Consider the following 20,810-nt stretch of genomic DNA (forward strand, 5'->3'; position numbering starts at 1 on the left):
CATTACAACGTAGGCAGATCGGTAATGATGGGCTTATTCAACGTAGCCTTAGCCTTAATCCGAAATTGAAATGACAAACGAATGGAACACAACATATCCCTGATTACCACGCTCGCGGCTGGCTTCGGTTTTGCGCTCATTCTTGGCTTTCTCGCTGAGCGTATCAAGGTGCCGACCCTGGTAGGCTATCTCATCGCCGGGATCATCATCGGACCGGGCACGCCGGGGTTCGTCGCTGATATACATCTGGCTTCTCAGCTCTCCGAAATCGGCGTCATGCTGCTGATGTTCGGTGTCGGCCTGCATTTCTCACTCAATGACCTGCTGGCGGTCAAACGCATCGCAGTACCAGGTGCTGTCGTGCAGATGGGCATGGCTACTGTTCTTGGCATGGCGGTGGCTTGGTGGTGGGGATGGAGTTGGGGCGCTGGTCTTATTTTCGGATTGTCGCTGTCGTGCGCGAGCACCGTGGTGCTGCTCAAGGCGTTGGAAGCTCGAGGCGTGCTTGAAAGCATGAACGGCCGCATCGCGGTCGGTTGGCTGGTCGTGGAGGACCTGTCCACCGTTCTTGTACTGGTTCTGCTGCCACCGCTTGCTGGCGTTCTGGGTGGATCGGCTGCCGAAGCAGGGAACGGCCAAGCACTATGGATGACAATTGGAAAAACCTTGCTCCAGGTCGCGGCCTTTATCGCCATCATGCTGGTAGCCGGTCGCCGTGTACTCCCCTGGTTGTTGTGGCAGATTTCGCGCACCGGCTCGCGTGAGCTGTTCACACTCTCGGTAATCGCCGCCGCTATCGGCATCGCTTACGGTGCGGCGCAACTGTTCAGCGTCTCGTTTGCCCTTGGCGCATTCTTTGCTGGCATGGTCCTGCGCGAGTCGGAATTCAGCCACCGTGCAGCCGAAGAGTCCCTGCCCCTGCGCGATGCTTTCTCGGTGCTTTTTTTCGTGTCGGTGGGCATGCTGTTCGAGCCGAGCATTCTGATCGAACAACCAATTCGCGTCTTTGGGGTGGTCGCCATCATCATTTTTGGCAAGTCCATTGCAGCTTTTGGTCTGGTGTTGGTTTTCCGCTATCCGCTGAACACAGCGCTGACTGTCTCGGCCAGTCTGGCACAGATTGGCGAGTTCTCATTCATCCTGGCTGGCCTGGGATTGACCCTGGGTCTGCTGCCTGCGGATGGCATGAGCCTGGTGCTGGCCGGCGCTCTCATCTCGATCGCGCTCAATTCGGTGTTGTTCGCGGCCATCGAGCCGGTGCGTCGCTGGATTTTGCAACGCTCAGACTTGGCTCGCCGCTTGGAGCAAAGGACCGACCCGTATGCAGAACTGCCGATGAGTACTGAACGCAAGTACCTGCAAAAGCAGATCGTGCTGGTGGGCTATGGCCGTGTCGGGAAGAGAATTGCCAGTGCGTTGGATGCTCAAGGCATTCCCTATGTGGTTGCCGAACAAAACCGTGAACTAGTCGAAGACCTGCGCAAAAAGGGGGTAGTGGCCGTATCGGGCAATGCTGCCGATCCGGCTGTGCTGATCCAAGCTCATATCGCGGATGCCGCCATGCTGGTCGTGGCGACCCCCGATCCACTCAACGTGCGGCAGATGGCAGCGACTGCACGCACCCTCAACCCAGGCATCGAAATCGTCTTGCGCACGCACAGCGAAGAGGAGTCGGCGCTGCTGCGCAAAGATGGTATTGGCGCGATCTTCTTTGGTGAGGAAGAGCTCGCCAAGGGTATGGCCGGGTACATACTGAAGCGGTTTGATCCGCAAGTCAGCAATCAAGCCACAGCGACCACCCACTCTTGAACCCGGCGAGCCGTCACACTGCGGCGGTTGGTTCACGTGCCGGCAGGGTGTCGCACGGCAGCCAGTCCAATAGTTTGGCGATCGTGCTGCCCAACAACAGGCTCATGAAACTGCTGTGGCCATGATTACCCATCACCACCACGTCAATGTCGTGCTCACGCACGCAGCAGGTCAGTGTGCTTTCGATGACTCCGCATTCGACAACGGGACAGACCTTTGTGCCCTCTGGAAAAACAGTCACCGACAGGAAGGCAGCGCATTCGGTTTCTTCGATACCAACGCAGACACCGAGATGCGCAAAACATCGGCCAGCCCCGGCATCGCCAGGGGTGGGCGGGGTGCAGGACCAGTTGCACCACGGCTGCACACGCCATGGCCCAACTCAAAGTAAGGCAATACCCATCAGCCCCTTAAACTTGCCAATCACGGTCAGGCCCATGGCCTCACCGAGCTTGAGCACCAAGAACTTGCGGTCGGCTCCCCATGTGCCCTCGGCACCGATCGACACCCAACTGGCCGAATGACTGCGTCGCCAGACCATGCCTGCCTTGCACGCCCGTTTCGTGCCCACCCGTTGGCTGCGGCTCAGTGACACTCCTGCTGATCAGACTCGGGGAAACCGGTCTCTGCGCCTTGGCTGGCCTCTGGACCTAAACTCCCGATCCACGCACATTCGAGGAGCCAATCCCCTGCCCCGCCATCCCAACAACCCATGGAAAACCAGTGTCCGTCGTTTGCGCAATGCCTTCAAACGCGCACTGGGCGATCAAACCGCACCACCGCCCGCACGTCACCCAGCCGAATCGGCAGTGCCAAGCGCCTACGCCGCTGCTGCAGCACCGGTACGCTCCAGCATCGACCGCTTTGAATGGGTAGGCAATCAACGTCTGTATGTTCAGGGCTGGGCCATTGGGTCGCACGCACTGGCCGGCGTGCAGGTACTGCTTGACGGTCAGCCGCTGGCACAGCTGAACGCCGGCTTGCACCGTGCCGACGTGGAGGCCGCTTTTGTCGGCACACCCCATGCCGAGTGTGCAGGTTTTGAGGGCGAGGTTGAGGTGGGCCACTTAAGCGAAGCCGTCCACACCATCGAGCTGCTGGCCCTGATGCCACCAGCGGCACCTGTTTCGCTGGGACGCCGCATTGTGCTGCCGCATGGTTACCAGCACGCCTGGTCGGCTTTGCTGGATGAGCGCGGTACGAGCGAAGACGACGTGTTTTACCTGCCCATCGCCACCAGCCACGTGGGCCAAACGGGCGCGGTGGACATCAAGGACACGTTTGCCGCTTACGAAAGCCGCACCGTCAAGGTCGGCATGCGGGTGCAGATTCTGTATCTGCGCACCACGCATGGCGCTCAGGCCGATTACACGTTTGACCCCGACTTCGTGGCCGACAAGTACGTGGGCGAGCGGCTGGTGGCCGAAGACAGTCTGAACGAGGTGATCCGCGTGGCCATCGCACAGGATTTGCCGGTACTGTTCACGCTCAACGGTGGCATCTGGGCCGATTCAGCGTGCGAGTCTGTCGAGTGGGACGCGAACGACGCGCTGGAGCAGGACGAAAGCCTGTGCCAGTGGAACGAGAAAAACCAGGTCATGCCCGATTCGGCGCTGTCTGATCTACCCGGCTCGGTCGCTTCACCCGAATTGGGGCGCTGCCTGAGCCTGAGCGTGTTTTTGCCCAAGGTGCGCCACTACAAAAAGCGCAATCTGCAACAGGCGGCGGCCTTGATTGCCCGGTTTGCAACCGAATATCCGGCGCTGTTCATTGGCGTCAATCTTGACCCCGACGTGTACATCAACCCGTTTTTTGAAGGCGCGCAGTGGTACGACTACAACCCTGCCACATTGCGCCAGTTTCGCCACTGGCTGCGCGGCGACGGCCCCTATGCGGGCCAATGCGAACCAGGCGTGCCCGACTTGTCGCGCTACCGGCGCGCCAAGCCATTGACGCTGGCCGAAGTTGACGCCTTGACGGGCCAGCAGCACCGCAACTGGGATGAAGTGGATGCGCCGCGGCAGTTTCCAACCAAACTGCAAAAGTTCTGGAAAGACCCCTGGGTGGGCGTTTGGGAACACTTTCGCCGCCATTTGGTGCAGCAACACTACGACGAGCTGTCGCAATGGGTGGCTGAAGCAGGCGTGTCACGTGAACGCGTTTACACCTCGCAAGGCTTCATGCCTCCTGCCGATCTGATCGACCCGCTGCCGGTGCGGCTGGACAGCCCGGCCAAAAATTACGACACGGGCGGCATGAGCATCGAAGGCTCAGCCCCCACACATGGGCACCTAGGGGCCATCATCTACGGCAAAAGCGCCGTCAACGACATCAAAATGGAAGGCCCTGCTTCGTTGTTCGACGAATTCCGCCGCTACAGCCCTGGTTGGGCCGTGGTCGAATTCAATACCGCCGACCTTACCGCCCCCGATCGCCTCGCGCCGTACAGCGACGCCTACCGTGCTTTACGGGATATCGCCAATTACGGCGGCCGCTTCATCTCGCCCATGGCCTGGAACGGCAGCCCTGGCGACACCGTGGGCACGCCGGGCTTTCGCAGCTATACCGCGCTGCGCCGCTCGCCGCTGGAAGAAGCCATGCAGCATTTCATGCTGGCGCGGGCCGATCTGCCCCGCAGCGCACGCCTGTGGACATTCGGCTGCGCCACGCACGCCGATGACGATGGCTGGCGTATCGACGGCGTTCCTGCCAAGTCCAAGCATGCAGGCCAGCTGCCGCTGCCATTGGGTCGTCAAGGCCGCGCCACGCTAACCTCACCTGCCGAGCTGGCGGCAGCCGGGATGGTTTTGGTTGTTCGTCTGGACAACCCTGATGCGAACATCTCGCTCGAAGTGCAGGGCCACATCTGTGATGGCACCCACGACGGCATCTGGCACACCGCGCTGCCCGCCACCGCCTGGAGCACGTTGAAATCTTCGGCAGCCGGTGCCTGGGTGCCGCTGAATACCGCCAGCCGCATGCCGCCATTTCAGCAACTGCGACTGATCTGGCGTGGCCAGCCCGGTACAGCGCTGATGCTCAAGTCCATCGCGCTGTACCCTGGCTGATGGCGGCAGTTCAGCGCTTGCCGGTGGGCGCAGGCGCGGGGTACTGCACCGCCAGCACTTCAATCTGACGCACGCCTGCGGGCGTGGCCAGCGACAGCACATCGCCCACGCGGGCGCGCAGCAAAGTGCGGGCGATGGGGCTGACCCAGCTCACCTCTTGCTGGCGGCTGTCAGCCTCATCAATGCCTTTGATGGTCAGCGTGCGCTCGGTATGGCTATCGTCACTTTTACCTTCGCCACCTTCTTCAGCGTAAGTGACGATGGCTCCAAAAAACACCTGATCGCAGCCGTGGTGCACGCTGGGGTCGGTCACCTCGGCCACTTCCAGCCGCTTGGTCAGAAAGCGGATGCGACGGTCGATCTCGCGCAGGCGTTTTTTGCCGTACAGGTAGTCGCCGTTCTCGCTGCGATCACCGTTCTTGGCCGCCCAGTGCACCGTCTCCACCACCTGAGGCCGCTCGTCGTCGATCAGTGTCAGCAACTCGGCGCGCAGCCGGGCATAGCCTTGCGGCGTGATGTAGTTCTTGCCACCGACGGGCAACGTCGGCAGGGCCGCGACGTCGTCCTCGTGGTCGTGGTCGGTTTCGCGGGTGAAGGCCTTGCTCACGGGCAGATTATCTGAATACGGTACAGGTGCCCATGGTAGCCCGCCACTTCACCGGGCGGTGCGGTGCCTGCGTGGAAAAATCGCCGCCTGCCGCCACAACCTTGCAACCTTGACGCGCCAACGCCTGGCCGACCGCCGCTGCGCCCAACCAGCCGACCTGAGCCGGCACCCAGCCCTCACTCACCACCTCTTCAGCCTTGGCCGACCGGCGTGCCCCGCTGCTTTTCGACCAGAAAATCCACCAGCGCCCGCACCCGCGCCGGCATCGCCTCGCGCGAGGGCACGTACAAGTAAAAGCCGGCAAACGGCGGGCACCAGGGCACCAGCAGGCGCACCAGCTCGCCCGCCTGCACATGCGCGGGCGCACCGCGATTTCGAGCATCTGCACCAGACCCAGGCCGTGCAGCGCAGCGCGCACCATGGCCTCGGTGTCGTTGAGCACCAACGTGCCCTGTGGCGCGACGGCCAAGCCAATGCCGCCCGCGTCCGGGTGGCGGAACGCCCACTGAAAGATGGCACCACTGGACGCGTGGCGATAGGCCACGCAGTCGTGCTGCATCAGCTCGGCCGGGGTGGTCGGCACACCGCGACGCGCCAGGTAGGCTGGCGCGCCCACCACGGCCAGCTCCTGCCTGGGCGTCAGCGGTACCGCCACCATGTGCGGTGCCAGACTCTCGCCCAGGCGGATGCCAGCGTCCACCCCATCGGCCACGATGTTGGAAAGGCCGTCGTCCAGCACCAGCCGCAGGAGCGGGTAGCGCGCCAAAAACTCCGCCAGATGCGGCTCGATGACAAAGTGCGCCGCCACGCGCGAGTTGTTGATGCGCAGCAGACCAGCCGGCTCGGCACGCGCGTCGCCCAGGCCGCGCACCGCCTGGGCGATCGATTGCAGCGCCGGGCGCAGTTGCGTGTACAGGCGCTGGCCTTCCTCGGTCAATGCCATGTCGCGCGTGGTGCGCTGAAGCAGCTTGACGCCCAGCTGACGCTCCAGCGCCTTCAGCTTCTGTGACAGCGCCGCGCGCGACACCCCCATCTCCGCCGCCGCCCGGGTAAAGCTGCCGTGCCGGGCGATGTACGCAAACCAGGCCAGCGACGGCAGTCGGGCGGGATCGAAAGGCTCCATTGTCAATCAGCGCTTAACAGTGATGTCCGAATTTCAGGCTTATGTTGGAACAAAATTTCGGGGCTACTCTGTCCGGTTTCCCATACTCAAATACAAGGAAGAAAGCCGAATGAAAGCGCAAAAAGTCAACTTCAAGAACCTCAATGGCCAGGGCATCACCATGGCGGCGGTGGTGAACTTTCCACCCGGCTTTGACGAAGGCAGGCAATATCCTGCGGTGGTCGTGTCGCACCCCGGTGGCGGCGTCAAGGAGCAGACCGCTGGCCTGTACGCGAAGAAGCTGGCCGAGAACGGCCTGATCGCCAAGATCATCGCCAACCCTGCGTTGCACGTGGGTGCCAACCTGGGCATGAACAAACCCGGCAGCGACGGCGACAAGCCGTACTTCATGTAAGCGGCGGTGGCCCACCCGGCACCCTCGTCAGCCGGTGTGCTACCCCCCGCAAGCAGCGCGGCATCGGCGCACCATCAAAAGCGATGCCCCCGGCTGAGGGAATAATCGCCCGGTATGGATCAACCGGACCTCTCCCAGCACACCCCCATGATGGCGCAGTACCTGCGCCTGAAGGCTGACTTTCCCGACACCCTGCTGTTCTACCGCATGGGTGACTTCTACGAGATGTTCTACGCCGACGCGCAAAAGGCTGCCGGCCTGCTGGACATCACGCTGACCACGCGCGGGCAGTCGGCCGGGCAGCCGATTCCGATGGCGGGGGTGCCCTTCCACTCGGTCGAGGGCTATCTGGCACGGCTGATCAAGCTGGGCGAGTCGGTCGCGATCTGCGAGCAGGTGGGCGACGTGGGTGCCAGCAAGGGGCCGGTGGAACGCAAGGTGGTGCGCGTGGTCACGCCCGGCACGCTGACCGATGCCGAACTGCTGAACGACAAAGCCGAATCGCTGCTGCTGGCGGTGGCCCCCGGCGCGCGCCAGCATTGCGGCCTGGCCTGGCTGGCCGTCACACAAGGGCGCGTGCACCTGGCTGAATGTCACATGGATGAGCTGCCCGCCTGGCTGGAGCGCATCGGCCCCAGCGAGCTGCTTTTCCCCGCCGACGCGCCCCACGCCTTGGCCCAGCGCCTGAGCACGCTGCGCCCAGCCTCAGGCCACGTGCCAGCCGTCACGCGGCGGCCCGACTTTCAGTTTGACGCCGTGCTGGGCCGCCGAAAACTGCTGGAGCAGTTGAAGAGCGCCAGCCTGGCCGCCTGGAACGCCGAAGACCTGCCCCAAGCCCAGGCCGCCTGCGCCGCGCTGCTGGCCTACGCCGAGCACACCCAGGGCCGTGCGCTGACACACGTGCACAGCCTGCACGTGGAGCGCGCTGACGAGCTGATCGAGCTGCCCGCTGCCACCCGCCGCAACCTCGAACTGGTGCAGACCCTGCGCGGCGAAGACGCGCCCACGCTGCTGTCGCTGCTGGATACCTGCATGACCGGCATGGGCAGCCGCCTGCTGCGCCAGTGGCTGCTGTCGCCCGCGCGCGACCGCGCCGCTGCCAGCGCGCGGCTGGGCGCCATCGGCGCACTGCAAGGCGGCGGGCCAAACGGCGGCTTGTGGCAGAAGCTGCGTGCGCAGCTCAAAGGCACCAGCGATGTGGAGCGCATCACGGCCCGTCTGGCGCTGGGCCAGGTGCGCCCGCGCGAGCTGGTGGCGCTGCGCCAGACGCTACAAAAAACAGAGCTGACTACGCTTATTGAACAAGCCACAGAGCCATATTTAACTCAAATTGCTGCCGACCTCTCACCGCCCACCGAAGCCACCGCCCTGCTGCAAGCGGCGCTGCTGGATGAGCCGGCTGCGCTGATCCGCGACGGCGGCGTCATCGCCCCCGGCCTGGACGCCGAGCTGGACGAGTTGCGCGCCATCTCGGACAACTGCGACGCCTTTCTGATCGAGCTGGAGGGCCGTGAGCGCCAGCGCACCGGCATCAATAACCTGCGCGTGCAGTTCAACAAGGTGCACGGCTTTTACATCGAGGTCAGCGCAGCGCAGACCTCCAAAGTGCCCGAGGACTACCGCCGCCGCCAGACGCTGAAGAACGCCGAGCGCTTCATCACGCCCGAATTGAAGACATTTGAAGACAAGGCCCTGTCAGCGCAAGAACGCGCACTGGCGCGCGAAAAGTGGCTGTACGAGCAGTTACTGGCTCAATTGCAACCCCACATCCCGCAACTCACGCGCTTTGCCTCCGCCCTGGCTACGCTGGACGTCCTGTGCAGCCTGGCCGAACGCGCGCTCACCCTGAACTGGTGCGCACCGCAGCTCGTGCGCGAGCCATGCATTGAAATTCGCGCGGGCCGCCACCCGGTGGTCGAAGCGCGCCTGGCTGAGACCAGCGGTGCACCCTTCATCGCCAACGACACGGTACTGGGCCTGAAAAGCCGCATGCAGGTTATTACCGGCCCCAACATGGGCGGCAAAAGCACCTACATGCGGCAAGTGGCGCTGATCGTGCTGCTGGCCAGCATGGGCAGTCATGTGCCCGCGCAAAGCTGCCGCCTGGGGCCGGTGGACGCCATCCACACCCGCATCGGCGCGGCGGACGACCTGGCCAACGCCCAGTCCACCTTCATGCTGGAGATGACCGAGGCGGCGCAAATCCTGCACACCGCCAGCGCCGCATCGCTGGTGCTGATGGACGAGATTGGCCGCGGCACCAGCACCTTCGACGGCCTGGCGCTGGCCAGCGGCATCGCCACCCACCTGCACGACAAGGTGCAGGCCTTCACCCTGTTTGCCACACAGTACTTTGAGCTGACCGAGTTCCCCGCCAGCCACCGCGCCGCCGTCAACATGCACGTCAGAGCCACCGAAAGCGGCACCGACATCGTGTTTCTGCACGAATTGCAGCCCGGCCCGGCCAGCCGCAGCTACGGCATTCAGGTGGCGCGCCTGGCCGGCGTGCCCGCCGCCGTGGTGCGCCACGCCAGCCACGCGCTGGCGCAACTGGAGCAAGGTGCCAGCGACAGCCGCGCGCAGGTCGATCTGTTTGCCGCGCCGCCACCGGCCGCCGCCGAGATCAGCGGCCCCAGCCCTGTCGAAGCCGCCCTGACCCGGATCGAGCCCGACAGCCTGAGCCCCCGCGACGCGCTGGATGCGCTGTATCAGCTCAAAAAACTGGTCACCAGACAAGATGGCTAAAAGCGTGTTCAAAGTCTCAGCGTGAGGAGTATGGGATGCGAATCGGGATGGGCTGCAAGGCGCAAACCGCAGCGATACCTGGCGGTATCGCGAGCATTTGCAACGCAGCAGACCGCCCGAGGCCGCGCCGACACACCCGCGCAGAGACTTTGAACACGCTCTAAGGATCCCACTTCATGAGAAAGCAATGCCGTGCCACCGGGTTGACCTGCTTGGCCCGGAGTTTCCAGATGTTATCGGGCGGCACGCTCAGTGCGCTGGGCGGCAACGCCAGCTATTGGAGCGGTGGAGCTGGTGCAGGCGGTGGCGTTGAGAGAGCTTGTACATAGTGCGAACGAACACTCGCCCATCCAGCCACTGGTCTGCACAAAAATCATGGGGTGGCACTTTGGTTTAACAGCGTTTTTGCTCTAACAAATAGGTTCTTGAAGCAATTGCGCCACTGCGCGTGGGTAGATCAGATGCTCTTGCGTCAGCACCCGCGCGGCCAACGTATCAGCGGTGTCACCGGGCAGCACGGGCACGGCAGCCTGGGCCAGGATTTGGCCATGATCGAGTTCGGCCGTCACGCGGTGCACGGTCACACCCGCCAGCTTGCAGCCTTCGTCCAGCGCGCGCTGGTGTGTGTGCAGACCAGGAAAGGCAGGCAACAAGCTGGGGTGGATGTTGATCAATCTTCCCTCGTAGTGCGCCACAAAATCAGGCGTGAGGATGCGCATGAACCCGGCCAGCACGACCAGGGCGGGCTGCCCAGCGGGGTCATGGGCGTCGATGGCCTGCATCAGTGCAGCGTCGAACGCTTCGCGGCTGGGGTACGCCTTGTGGTCAACCACCGCAGTGGCAATGCCCGCATCAGCTGCCGTGCGCAAGCCGCCTGCACCGGGCCGATTGCTGATGACCGCAGCCACCCGCGCACCCAGACGGGTTGCCCAGTTTTGCTGCTGCGCCGTGCGCACAATGGCGGCCATGTTGGAGCCGGTGCCTGAGATAAGAATGACCACGTTTTTCATGTGAGGCTGAATTATCCTCGCCCTCTTTGGTCGCACGCCGGAATTTTCGGCCCAAGCACTCAAGCGTATTGGTGCTGCCCAAAGTCCATCTAAAGTACGACAATAGATTTAATTCAAAGCCTCTTTCCTTGGAGCCTGCCGTGGAACCCCGCACCGCCCAGATACCCGCCACACCATTATCCGATGAGGCCGATGCGCAGCTGTCACCGCCCAACACGTCGCGCCTGATGGATGTGCTGATCCGCGCGGGTCTGATCGCTGGTCTGGCGGTGTTGTGCTATCAAATTTTTTCACCTTTTTTAACCCTGATGGCATGGGCGCTGATCATGGCCATCGCCCAATACCCGCTGCATCAAATGCTGGCGCGCCGCATGGGCGGGCGCCAGGGCTGGGCCGCCGCCGTGTTGGTGCTGCTGGGCCTGCTGTTGATCGTGGTGCCCACGGCGGTGTTGATGAATTCGATGGGCGACTCTGTCCAGCAATTGATTCATGGCGTGCAGGCCAACACCTTGCAAGTGCCGCCCCCGCGCGAAAGCATAGCCCGCTGGCCCCTGATTGGCCAGCCGCTGTTTGACGTGTGGCAACGCGCTCACGCCGATCTGCCCGCTTTGGTGCACAGCCTGCAACCCAAGATTGGCGAAGTGGCCAAGGCCGCGTTAGGTTTTGTGGCGGGCATTGGTCTGGGGGTGCTGATGTTCATTGGTGCCATCGTTATCGCCGGACTGATTTTGTCGCGTGGGGCCTTGGGGCCGCAAACTGGTCAGGCCATTTTTGCCCGCATCATGGGGCCAGCGCGGGGCGTGCAATATGCCCGGCTGGCCGCCACCACCGTACGGGCAGTGGCACAAGGCGTGATTGGTGTGGCGTTGATCCAGTCGCTGCTGATTGGCCTTTGCCTGCTGGTGGCGGGCGTGCCGTTGGCCGGCATCTTGAGCGTGGTGGTGCTGATTTTGGCCATTGCGCAATTGCCCGCATTGCTGGTCACCCTGCCCGCCATCGTCTATATCTGGATGAGCGGCGAGCACACCACCGTCATGGCGATCGTCTACACCGTGCTGCTGGCCGTAGCGGGCATGGTGGACAACGTGCTCAAACCCCTGATGCTGGGCCGCGGCGTCGATGCGCCCATGCCTGTCATCTTGCTGGGAGCCTTGGGCGGCATGGCCAGCGGCGGCATTGTGGGCATGTTCGTCGGTGCCACCCTGCTGGCGCTGGGCTATCAGGTGTTCATGGGCTGGGTCAGAGAAGATGCTGCTGTGCCGCCAGCACAACACGGCACCGATTCATAGCGTCTGCCTGCGGCGGCAAGCTATACAATGCGACTCACTATGCATGTCCCGATCACCCTTGATCCATCTGCGCAGGCGCTTTGCCGCCGCGCTGCGGCGTGCATGGCATCTTCTTTCTTCCCTTCTCTCATCATTACCACGACCACCAAAAAGGGCTGACTAAAGCCTTTGGTTCGTCGTGCGCACGCCTTCCGCAGCCAGACGAGCCGGAGGCCAAGTCAGACAGATTCACTTTGTTTGAAAGGCGCGCATTCTCATGAAAATCGGTAACGCAGTTGGCCTCGTCGGTTGGCGCGGCATGGTCGGCTCGGTCTTGATGGACCGTATGCAGGCTGAAGATGATTTCAGCCTGATCGAGCCGGTGTTTTTCTCCACCAGCAACGCAGGCGGCACGGCCCCTGCCATGGCCAAAAACGAAAAAACGCTGAAAGACGCCCACGACATTGAGGCATTAAAGAAGTGCGACATCATCCTGACCTGCCAGGGCGGCGACTACACCACCGAAGTATTTCCCAAACTGCGCGCTGCGGGCTGGACGGGCCACTGGATTGATGCGGCCAGCACCTTGCGCATGAAGAGTGACGCAGTGATCGTGCTCGACCCAATCAACATGCCAGTCATCGAAGCTGCCCTGGCCAAAGGTGGCAACAATTGGATCGGCGGCAACTGCACCGTCAGTTGCATGCTGATGGGCGTGGGCGCGTTGTTCAAGGCCGGACTGGTCGAATGGATGAGCACCCAGACCTACCAGGCAGCCAGCGGCGGCGGCGCACAGCACATGCGAGAGCTGCTGACGCAGTACGGCACGCTGAACGCCGAAGTCAAAGCACTGCTGGACGACCCAAAAAGCGCAATTTTGGAAATCGACCGCCAAGTGATCGCCAAACAACGCAGTCTGAGCGCAGCTGAAACCGCCCACTTTGGCGTACCACTGGGCGGCAGCCTGATCCCATGGATCGACAAGGATCTGGGCGATGGCTATTCGCGCGAAGAATGGAAAGGCATGGCCGAAACCAACAAGATCATGGGACTGGGCGAAGGCTTTGGCACGGCTGCCATTCCGGTGGATGGCTTTTGCGTACGCATCGGTGCCATGCGCTGCCACAGCCAGGCGCTGACTTTCAAGCTGAAAAAAGACGTGCCCGTGGCCGATATCGAAGCCATGATCGCTGCCGACAACGCCTGGGTCAAAGTCGTTCCCAACAACAAAGAGTCCACGCTGGCCGATTTGACCCCAGTGGCCGTCACCGGCACTATGACCATTCCGGTCGGCCGCATTCGCAAGCTGGCCATGGGGCCTGAATATCTGGGCGCGTTTACCATTGGCGACCAGTTGCTGTGGGGTGCCGCCGAACCACTGCGTCGCATGCTACGCATCCTGCTGCAAGCTTGACATGGGCCGCCTCCTGCCCCCGCCGGGTACGTTGGGGGCAGGCTGACCCGTTGTCATCAGACAACATTATCAAAGCTGATTGCAAGCTGTGTGAACAAGTGAATATAGTTAAGCAATGTCTCAGCTTGTCAGCCTAATTCGTTGCTGTTAATGTTGATTTTCACGTTTGTATCGGCGAGGTTTGGCTTCGCCCCATCACACTATGCACAACAAAATCGCCGAGATTTCTGAGGACTCCATCCGCCACGCCGCACTGCCGCGCTGGAAAACCACCGTTTTGGCCTCTGCCGCCGCGCTCGCCCTTTTAGGAATCAGCGTCGATGCACAAGCTTTGGCACTGGGTGCCGTGACCGTACGCTCGGCACTGGGCGAACCACTGCGGGCTGACATTGAAGTGCCGCAGATCTCGTCGGAAGAAGCGGCCACCTTTCAGGCCGCCATCGCATCCCAGCAGGACTTTCAAGCTGCAGGCGTTGAATTTTCACCTGCTTTGACTGGTGCCAAACTGACCCTGCAACGCCGCCCAAATGGGCAGGCCTATTTGCGTCTGATCAGCGACAGGCCCATCAACGAGCCTTTCATGGGCGTGGTAATTGAAGCCAACTGGGCCAATGGCCGCATCGTGCGCGACTACACCATGCTGGTCGATCCGCCTAAGCGCAGCGAGCCTGCGTCTGTGACCGTCACAGAATCCCAAGTCACTTCCTCGAACCGCCCTTCCCGTACGACGCCACGCGCCCAGCAGGTCACCCCAGACAGCGAAGCCACGTCATCCAACCGCAAGGCTTCGCGCGCACGTGCGTCACGCCGTGCTCCCGCTCCAGACACTCCATCTCCAATCAGTGGCGGCGGTGGCCAGGTCACCGTACAGCGTGGCGACACAGCTTACGGCATCGTCAGCGCGCAGCGCGTGGATGGCGTGTCGCTCGATCAAATGCTGATTGCACTGCTGCGCGCCAACCCGAAGGCGTTCATCAACGGCAACGTCAATCTGGTGCGCGCTGGTGCCGTGCTCAACATGCCCACCGCCGAACAAGCCAGCGCTGTATCGCGCCGCGCCGCGCGCCGCGCCGTGGTGGCCCAGTCGCGCAGCTTCAATGCCTATCGCCGCGGCTTGGCACAAAACGCGCGCGTCACCGCCTCTACATCCAGCAGCCGCAGCGCCTCAGGCAGCGTACAACCGCAGGTCGATGACCGTGCAGCGCCGCCGCCCAAACAAGACCGCTTGACCATAGCCCCAAGTGGCTCTGCGTCGAGCGTTGAATCTACAGCAGCGCAATCACGTCAAGCCAAAGAGCAAACCGACCGGGTTGCAGAGCTTGACCGCACCCGTCAAGAACTGGATGCATTACAAAAAGCCGCCAGCGCACCGGGGCTGAATGTGCCCGTAAGTACTCCATCAGCTACCAGCGACTTGCCAGCATCTGCCCCTACGCCTGTGAGTGAGTCTGTTGCATCCGCGCCTGATCAGGCTGCATCAGCATCCGTACCAGCCTTGGTAGCTTCAGCCGCCAGCGATGTAATTGCTGCCCCTGCGCTAACGGAATCAGCTTCTGCTGCCTCGATAGCTGCCAGCGAAGCAGCTGCGCCCGTGGCCTCTGCACCTGTTGCTACACCAGTGGTCAAACCCAAGCCCCGGCCTGCACCACCACCTCCTCCTGAAGAACCCAGCTTCCTGGAATCACTAGCAGGCAACCCGTTAGTGCTTGCTGGCGGTGCACTGGCTGCGCTGCTGGCACTGTTTGGCGTTTACCGTACGCGCCAACGCAAAAAACAAACAACATCATCGCTCGACAGCTCATTCATCGAAAGCCGTTTACAGCCCGACTCTTTCTTTGGTGCCAGCGGTGGTCAACGGGTGAACACCCGCGAAACTGCCAATTCGGGCAGCTCCTCCATGGCCTATTCACCCAGCCAGCTGGATGCTGCTGGCGATGTCGACCCTGTGGCTGAGGCCGACGTCTATCTGGCTTATGGCCGGGACATGCAAGCTGAAGAAATTCTGAAAGAAGCCTTGCGTACTCATACCGGGCGTGTGGGCGTTCATCGCAAGCTGGCCGAAATTTACGCCAAACGCCGCGATGCACGCGCATTGGAGTCGATTGCCACTGAAGCCTATGAGTTAACCCGTGGCGACGGCCCTGATTGGCAAGCCATCTCCACCCTTGGTGTCGAGATTGATCCGGACAACCCACTGTACAAACCAGGTGGTGCACCGGTTTTAAAAACGGCACCTGCTTCTGCACGACACACCTTCGGTGCCGACACTGAACCGCAAACCGCACAATTGCTAGACAAAACACGCGTCAACACGGCCATTTCTCCAGAATCCATGCTGGATCTGGAAAATGCTCCTGTTCGTTCTCCAGCCGCAGGACACTCTACATCTGCTGCTGCAGCAGCTGTTGCGGCAGCCACAACCACCGGGCCGGTAGATATGGACTTGGGCACAACGGCTTCTCCGGGCACCCAGGCCGAACAAGGCATGGAATTTGCTCCACCTTCAGAGTTAATGCCTGAAAAACCCGCCGCCGAGCCAGCCCCACCCGTGCACAACTCAGGAATGATTGAGTTCGACTTAGGTGATCTGTCAGCCGACTCTAATTCGCCAGCCAATGAAGGGCCACTGACTGAGCAAGCCAATATCGACGACGACCCCATCGCCACCAAACTGGCGCTGGCCAAGGAGTTCTACGCCATTGGCGATGCCGACGGTGCACGCACACTGGTCAAAGAAGTCATTGCTGAAAGCTCCGGCGACATCAAAGCACGGGCAGAACGCTTCCTGGCTGAACTGAGCTAAAGACGCCAACTTCATCTTTGTAAAACGGCACCTTCTCTGGTGCCGTTTTTTTATGCCTTCCGCCTCCGTCCATGCGCGACAATCACAGCCGTGAGAATTGCTCTGGGCATCAGCTACCTGGGATCGGCCTACCAGGGCTGGCAAAGCCAACCAAGCGGCCAAACCGTACAAGACCGGCTGGAGCATGCGCTGACCCAGTTTGCCACCACCCCCATCACCACCCACTGTGCAGGCCGCACAGACGCTGGCGTGCATGGGCTGATGCAGGTGGTTCATTTCGATACAGATCTGGCCCGTGATCCCTTTTCCTGGGTGCGTGGCACCAACCGCTATTTACCTGCCGATATCGCAGTGCAGTGGGCGCAACCTGTGCCCGATGCGTTTCATGCCCGATCCAGCGCACAGGCGCGCCGCTATGCCTACATCGTGCTCGAATCCCCCACCCGCCCCAGCATCGAAGCCGGACGCGTGGGCTGGGTGTTTCGTCCGCTGAATCAAGCCCACATGCAGGCGGCAGCCAACCGGTTGATAGGCGAGCACGACTTCAGCTCTTTCCGTGCCAGTGCCTGCCAATCATTGACACCCATCAAAGAATTGCGGCGCATCGCCATCAGTCGCCGTGGCCCCTACTGGCGTTTTGATTTTGAAGCCAACGCCTTTTTGCACCACATGATCCGTAACCTCATGGGCTGCCTGCTGCACATTGGTCAGGGCGCACAGCCGCCGGAATGGATCAGCGAAGTGCTGCGCGCACGCAACCGTGATGCCACTGCCCCTACTTTCGCCCCCGACGGGCTGTATTTTCTCGGCCCTCGATACGCCGCGCACTGGAATCTGCCCGAGCGCACAGCCGCCTATGATTGGCTCCCATGAGTGGATTACCGTTGCGTACTCGTATCAAAATCTGCGGCCTGACACGCGAGCAGGACGTGGATGCCGCCGTGGCCGCCGGAGCCGACGCCATCGGCTTCGTGCTTTACCCCAAAAGCGCTCGCTATGTCACTCTTGATCGAGCGGCTGAACTGGCCCAGAGGCTGCCTCCCATGGTCACGCCAGTGTTGCTGTTCGTTAATGAAAATACCGCAAAAATCGTAGCTGCTTGCGTAAGTGTGGCGGGCGCTGTGCTGCAATTTCATGGTGATGAAACCGTTGCCAACTGCCGCACTGCTGCCGAGCAGGCGGGGCGGCAGTTCTGGCGTGCTGCCCGCATACCCGATGATCAAACGGCAGCGTTCGACTTGGTAAAATTTGCGCACGATTACGCCTCAGCCCAAGCCATCTTGCTCGACGCCCACGTTGACGGGTATGGCGGCGGCGGAAAGACATTCGATTGGTCACAGCTGCCACCAAACGTTCCTGCTCACCTCGTCTTGTCTGGTGGGCTTACACCTGCAAACGTGGGCGAGGCAATCGCCGCACTTTGCGGGCGCGGCTTCTCGCTCGCGGTTGACGTTTCCTCCGGCGTCGAAGCCGATGGTCCTGACGGCAAGCCGCTCAAGGGCATCAAGGACGTCGACAAGATTCACGCGTTTGTGCGCGCCGTGCGTGCCGCAGACGCTCAGTTTTTAGTAGCAAAATGACCACTTACCAGCAACCCGACGCCAGCGGCCACTTTGGCCGCTACGGCGGCAGTTTCATCTCCGAAACACTTACCTACGCCATCAACGAGTTGAAGGGTGCCTACGCCAAATATCAGCACGACGCCGACTTTCTGGCCGAATTCAACTACGAGCTGGCGCACTACGTGGGTCGCCCCTCGCCCATCTACCACGCCGCGCGCACCAGCCGCGAGCTGGGTGGCGCGCAAATTTACCTCAAGCGCGAAGACCTCAACCACACTGGCGCACACAAGATCAACAACGTCATCGGTCAGGCCATGCTGGCCAAGCGCATGGGCAAGCCGCGCATCATTGCCGAAACCGGTGCCGGCCAGCACGGCGTGGCCACCGCCACCATTTGCGCGCGCTATGGGCTGGAATGCGTGGTTTACATGGGCAGCGAAGACGTCAAGCGTCAAAGCCCCAACGTCTACCGCATGAAGCTGCTGGGTGCCACCGTGGTGCCGGTCGAAAGCGGCAGCAAAACGCTGAAAGACGCGTTGAACGAAGCCATGCGCGACTGGGTGGCCAACGTGGACAACACCTTCTACATCATCGGCACCGTGGCCGGGCCACATCCCTACCCGATGATGGTGCGCGACTTCCAGAGCGTCATCGGCCAAGAATGCCTGACGCAGATGCCGACCATGCTGGCAAATCAAAAAATCGCTGCCGAACAACCTGATGCCGTCATCGCCTGCGTGGGCGGTGGCAGCAACGCCATGGGCATTTTCTACCCCTACATCCCTTACGAAAAAACGCGTCTGATCGGTGTGGAGGCAGCGGGCGAAGGACTGGACAGCGGCAAACACTCGGCCAGCCTGCAACGTGGCAGCGCGGGCGTGCTGCACGGCAACCGCACCTACGTGCTGCAAGACAAAAACGGCCAGATTACCGAAACCCACAGCATTTCCGCCGGGCTGGACTACCCCGGCGTCGGCCCCGAGCACGCCTGGCTCAAAGACACCGGCCGCGCCGAATACGTGGGTGCCACCGACGCCGAGGCACTGGCAGCCTTTCACCACCTGTGCCGCACCGAGGGCATCATCCCCGCGCTCGAATCCAGCCACGCTTTTGCCCATGCCATGAAGCTGGCCCCCACCATGCGGGCCGACCAGTCCCTCCTCGTTTGCCTCTCGGGCCGGGGCGACAAAGACATCGGCACCGTGGCCGACCTGGACGGGGCTGATTTTTACGACCGCCCCTCCATGCGCGGCCACGTGGTCAAAGGCGCTTTCAAACCGGGAGCTGCCCAATGAGCCGCATCGCCGCCACCTTCGCCGCACTGAAAGAGCAGGGCCGCAAGGCGCTCATTCCCTACGTCACCGCCGGTTTTCCTTATGCCGACATCACGCCCGAGCTGATGCACGGCATGGTCACCGCCGGGGCCGACATCATCGAGCTGGGCGTGCCTTTTTCCGACCCCAGCGCCGACGGCCCGGTGATCCAAAAAGCGGGCGATCTGGCCCTGTCACTGGGCATCGGCATGGCCGAGGTGCTGAACATGGTCGCCATTTTTCGCAAAAAAGACGACAAGACCCCGGTGGTGCTGATGGGCTACGCCAACCCCATCGAGCGTTACGACCAAACCCACAGCGACGGTGCTTTTGTGCGCCACGCCGCCAAAGTAGGGGTTGATGGCGTGCTCGTGGTCGATTACCCGCCCGAAGAGTGCATGGATTTTTCAGCCCAATTGCACGCCCACGGCATGGATCTGATTTTTTTGCTGGCCCCCACCTCCACCGATCAACGCATGCAGCAAGTGGCCAAAGTGGCCAGCGGCTACGTCTACTACGTCTCGCTCAAAGGCGTCACCGGCTCAGGCACGCTCGACACAGCGCAAGTCGAAGCCATGCTGCCGCGCATCCGCCAGCACGCGCACGTGCCCGTAGGCGTGGGTTTTGGCATTCGCGACGCCGACACCGCCCAGGCCATTGGTCGTGTGGCCGATGCGGTGGTCATTGGCAGTCGGCTGATTCAATTGATCGAATACCAACCGTCTGAAAAGGTGGTGGCTGCGGCCATTGAGTTCCTGCAACCGATCCGCGCCGCGCTCGACAACGGCCCCACAATCATTGCACCCAACAAGGAGCATTCATGAGCTGGCTCGAAAAACTACTGCCCCCAAAACTCCAGAAATCTGCCACCGCGCGCCGCCAGGTGCCCGAAGGGCTGTGGATCAAATGCCCTGAGTGCGAAACCGTGCTCTACGCCACCGACTTGCAGCAAAACCAGAACGTCTGCCCCAATTGCAGCCATCACCACCGCATGGGCGCACGCCAGCGGCTGAACGTGTTTCTGGACGGCGAAGGCCGCTACGAAATCGGACAAGAAGTGCTGCCCCTCGATGCGCTCAAGTTCAAAGACAGCCGCAAATACCCCGAGCGCCTGAAAGAAGCGCTGGAGGCCACCGGCGAAACCGATGCGCTGATCGTCATGGGCGGTGCCGTCAAAAGCGTGCCTGTGGTGGCCGCCGCATTTGAGTTCGACTTCATGGGCGGCTCGATGGGCAGCGTCGTGGGCGAGCGCTTTGCGCGCGGTGTGGAAACCGCCATCGAGCAAAAGGTGCCCTTCATTTGCTTTACCGCCACCGGCGGCGCACGCATGCAAGAAGGCTTGCTCAGCCTGATGCAAATGGCCAAAACCAACGCCGCCCTCACCCGCCTGGCCAAAAAAAGCCTGCCCTACATCAGCGTGCTGACCGACCCCACCATGGGCGGCGTATCAGCCGGGTTTGCCTTTGTGGGCGACGTAGTGATTGCCGAGCCGAAGGCGTTGATTGGCTTTGCCGGCCCACGCGTGATCGAAAACACCGTGCGCGTCAAACTGCCCGAAGGCTTTCAGCGTGCCGAGTTTTTGCAGGACAAAGGCGCGGTCGATTTCATTTGCGATCGCCGCGAGTTGCGCGACAAAGTGGCCAGCATACTGGCCATGTTGCAGCGCCAGCCCGCTGACGCCGTGCAATAAGCGC

The 20,810-nt window shown here is 61.9% G+C and carries 17 protein-coding genes; 12 read left to right on the forward strand and 5 right to left on the reverse strand.

Features of this window, described 5'->3' with window-relative positions; translation table 11 throughout:
• Positions 1-81: 81 nt before the first annotated feature.
• The gene (gene ybaL, locus ACK5NW_RS11770) at positions 82-1,809 is read left to right on the forward strand and encodes a YbaL family putative K(+) efflux transporter (RefSeq protein ID WP_416928238.1); all 1,728 of its coding nucleotides are present in this window, start codon (positions 82-84) and stop codon (positions 1,807-1,809) included.
• Between the two features lie 13 nt (positions 1,810-1,822).
• On the opposite strand, the gene ACK5NW_RS11775 is transcribed toward ybaL, so the two are convergent.
• Together ACK5NW_RS11775 and ACK5NW_RS11780 are read right to left on the reverse strand one after the other, a co-directional pair.
• The gene (locus ACK5NW_RS11775) at positions 1,823-2,176 is read right to left on the reverse strand and encodes a universal stress protein (RefSeq protein WP_416928240.1); all 354 of its coding nucleotides are present in this window, start codon (positions 2,174-2,176) and stop codon (positions 1,823-1,825) included.
• Positions 2,177-2,191: 15 nt separating this feature from the next.
• Positions 2,192-2,350 (reverse strand): hypothetical protein, encoded by a 159-nt coding sequence (locus tag ACK5NW_RS11780; protein WP_416928242.1) that lies wholly within the window; start codon positions 2,348-2,350, stop codon positions 2,192-2,194.
• Positions 2,351-2,543: 193 nt separating this feature from the next.
• On the opposite strand from ACK5NW_RS11780, the gene ACK5NW_RS11785 reads away from it, so the two are divergent.
• Positions 2,544-4,877 (forward strand): hypothetical protein, encoded by a 2,334-nt coding sequence (locus ACK5NW_RS11785; RefSeq protein WP_416928244.1) that lies wholly within the window; start codon positions 2,544-2,546, stop codon positions 4,875-4,877.
• 10 nt (positions 4,878-4,887) lie between these two features.
• Here the strand turns inward: ACK5NW_RS11785 and greB are convergent, their stop codons facing one another.
• The gene (gene greB / locus ACK5NW_RS11790) at positions 4,888-5,484 is read right to left on the reverse strand and encodes a transcription elongation factor GreB (protein ID WP_416928246.1); all 597 of its coding nucleotides are present in this window, start codon (positions 5,482-5,484) and stop codon (positions 4,888-4,890) included.
• A 7-nt stretch (positions 5,485-5,491) separates the two neighbouring features.
• Complete coding sequence (locus tag ACK5NW_RS11795) at positions 5,492-6,607, reverse strand: LysR family transcriptional regulator (protein WP_416928248.1); 1,116 nt, start codon at positions 6,605-6,607, stop codon at positions 5,492-5,494.
• A gap of 109 nt (positions 6,608-6,716) precedes the next feature.
• Between ACK5NW_RS11795 and ACK5NW_RS11800 the strand changes: the two genes are divergently transcribed.
• Together ACK5NW_RS11800 and mutS are read left to right on the forward strand one after the other, a co-directional pair.
• On the forward strand, positions 6,717-7,001 hold the full coding sequence (locus tag ACK5NW_RS11800; protein ID WP_416928250.1) for a hypothetical protein: 285 nt from the start codon (positions 6,717-6,719) through the stop codon (positions 6,999-7,001).
• A 114-nt stretch (positions 7,002-7,115) separates the two neighbouring features.
• Complete coding sequence (gene mutS, locus ACK5NW_RS11805) at positions 7,116-9,746, forward strand: DNA mismatch repair protein MutS (RefSeq protein ID WP_416928252.1); 2,631 nt, start codon at positions 7,116-7,118, stop codon at positions 9,744-9,746.
• Between the two features lie 410 nt (positions 9,747-10,156).
• Here mutS and purN read toward each other — a convergent pair whose 3' ends face one another.
• Positions 10,157-10,756: a phosphoribosylglycinamide formyltransferase gene (purN, locus tag ACK5NW_RS11810; RefSeq protein WP_416928254.1), complete on the reverse strand. Its 600-nt coding sequence runs from the start codon at positions 10,754-10,756 to the stop codon at positions 10,157-10,159.
• A gap of 140 nt (positions 10,757-10,896) precedes the next feature.
• On the opposite strand from purN, the gene ACK5NW_RS11815 reads away from it, so the two are divergent.
• The 8 genes from ACK5NW_RS11815 to accD all read left to right on the forward strand — a co-directional run bounded on the left by ACK5NW_RS11815 (position 10,897) and on the right by accD (position 20,806).
• Positions 10,897-12,045, forward strand: a complete 1,149-nt coding sequence (locus ACK5NW_RS11815; RefSeq protein ID WP_416928256.1) for an AI-2E family transporter — start codon at positions 10,897-10,899, stop codon at positions 12,043-12,045.
• A 262-nt stretch (positions 12,046-12,307) separates the two neighbouring features.
• Complete coding sequence (gene asd / locus ACK5NW_RS11820) at positions 12,308-13,438, forward strand: aspartate-semialdehyde dehydrogenase (RefSeq protein WP_416928404.1); 1,131 nt, start codon at positions 12,308-12,310, stop codon at positions 13,436-13,438.
• Between the two features lie 202 nt (positions 13,439-13,640).
• The gene (locus ACK5NW_RS11825; protein WP_416928258.1) at positions 13,641-16,241 is read left to right on the forward strand and encodes a FimV/HubP family polar landmark protein; all 2,601 of its coding nucleotides are present in this window, start codon (positions 13,641-13,643) and stop codon (positions 16,239-16,241) included.
• 90 nt (positions 16,242-16,331) lie between these two features.
• Positions 16,332-17,114 carry a tRNA pseudouridine(38-40) synthase TruA gene (gene truA, locus ACK5NW_RS11830; protein WP_416928260.1) on the forward strand — a complete coding sequence of 261 codons (783 nt, stop codon included), beginning with the start codon at positions 16,332-16,334 and terminating at the stop codon, positions 17,112-17,114.
• Entirely contained in the window at positions 17,111-17,821 is a 711-nt protein-coding gene (locus tag ACK5NW_RS11835) for a phosphoribosylanthranilate isomerase (RefSeq protein WP_416928262.1), read from the forward strand. The genes truA and ACK5NW_RS11835 overlap by 4 nt, the downstream gene beginning before the upstream one ends.
• Positions 17,818-19,098, forward strand: coding sequence for a tryptophan synthase subunit beta (gene trpB, locus ACK5NW_RS11840; protein WP_416928264.1), 1,281 nt, complete (start codon positions 17,818-17,820; stop codon positions 19,096-19,098). Before ACK5NW_RS11835 ends, trpB begins: the two co-directional genes overlap by 4 nt.
• Positions 19,095-19,940: a tryptophan synthase subunit alpha gene (gene trpA / locus ACK5NW_RS11845; RefSeq protein ID WP_416928266.1), complete on the forward strand. Its 846-nt coding sequence runs from the start codon at positions 19,095-19,097 to the stop codon at positions 19,938-19,940. The genes trpB and trpA overlap by 4 nt, the downstream gene beginning before the upstream one ends.
• A complete protein-coding gene (accD, locus tag ACK5NW_RS11850) occupies positions 19,937-20,806 on the forward strand; it encodes an acetyl-CoA carboxylase, carboxyltransferase subunit beta (RefSeq protein WP_416928268.1) in 870 nt (289 codons plus the stop codon). Before trpA ends, accD begins: the two co-directional genes overlap by 4 nt.
• Positions 20,807-20,810 lie beyond the last annotated feature (4 nt).

The sequence above is a fragment of the Ottowia sp. genome (genome assembly GCF_047975795.1).
Lineage (GTDB): Bacteria > Pseudomonadota > Gammaproteobacteria > Burkholderiales > Burkholderiaceae_C > Ottowia.

Coding starts and splice junctions, on each gene's coding strand:
- ACK5NW_RS11795 (WP_416928248.1), bottom strand. CDS start 6,607: ATGGAGCCTTTCGATCCCGCCCGACTGCCGTCGCTGGCCTGGTTTGCG.
- ACK5NW_RS11800 (WP_416928250.1), top strand. CDS start 6,717: ATGAAAGCGCAAAAAGTCAACTTCAAGAACCTCAATGGCCAGGGCATC.
- ACK5NW_RS11780 (WP_416928242.1), bottom strand. CDS start 2,350: ATGGTCTGGCGACGCAGTCATTCGGCCAGTTGGGTGTCGATCGGTGCC.
- mutS (WP_416928252.1), top strand. CDS start 7,116: ATGGATCAACCGGACCTCTCCCAGCACACCCCCATGATGGCGCAGTAC.
- accD (WP_416928268.1), top strand. CDS start 19,937: ATGAGCTGGCTCGAAAAACTACTGCCCCCAAAACTCCAGAAATCTGCC.
- ACK5NW_RS11825 (WP_416928258.1), top strand. CDS start 13,641: ATGCACAACAAAATCGCCGAGATTTCTGAGGACTCCATCCGCCACGCC.
- trpA (WP_416928266.1), top strand. CDS start 19,095: ATGAGCCGCATCGCCGCCACCTTCGCCGCACTGAAAGAGCAGGGCCGC.
- trpB (WP_416928264.1), top strand. CDS start 17,818: ATGACCACTTACCAGCAACCCGACGCCAGCGGCCACTTTGGCCGCTAC.
- purN (WP_416928254.1), bottom strand. CDS start 10,756: ATGAAAAACGTGGTCATTCTTATCTCAGGCACCGGCTCCAACATGGCC.
- ACK5NW_RS11835 (WP_416928262.1), top strand. CDS start 17,111: ATGAGTGGATTACCGTTGCGTACTCGTATCAAAATCTGCGGCCTGACA.
- ybaL (WP_416928238.1), top strand. CDS start 82: ATGGAACACAACATATCCCTGATTACCACGCTCGCGGCTGGCTTCGGT.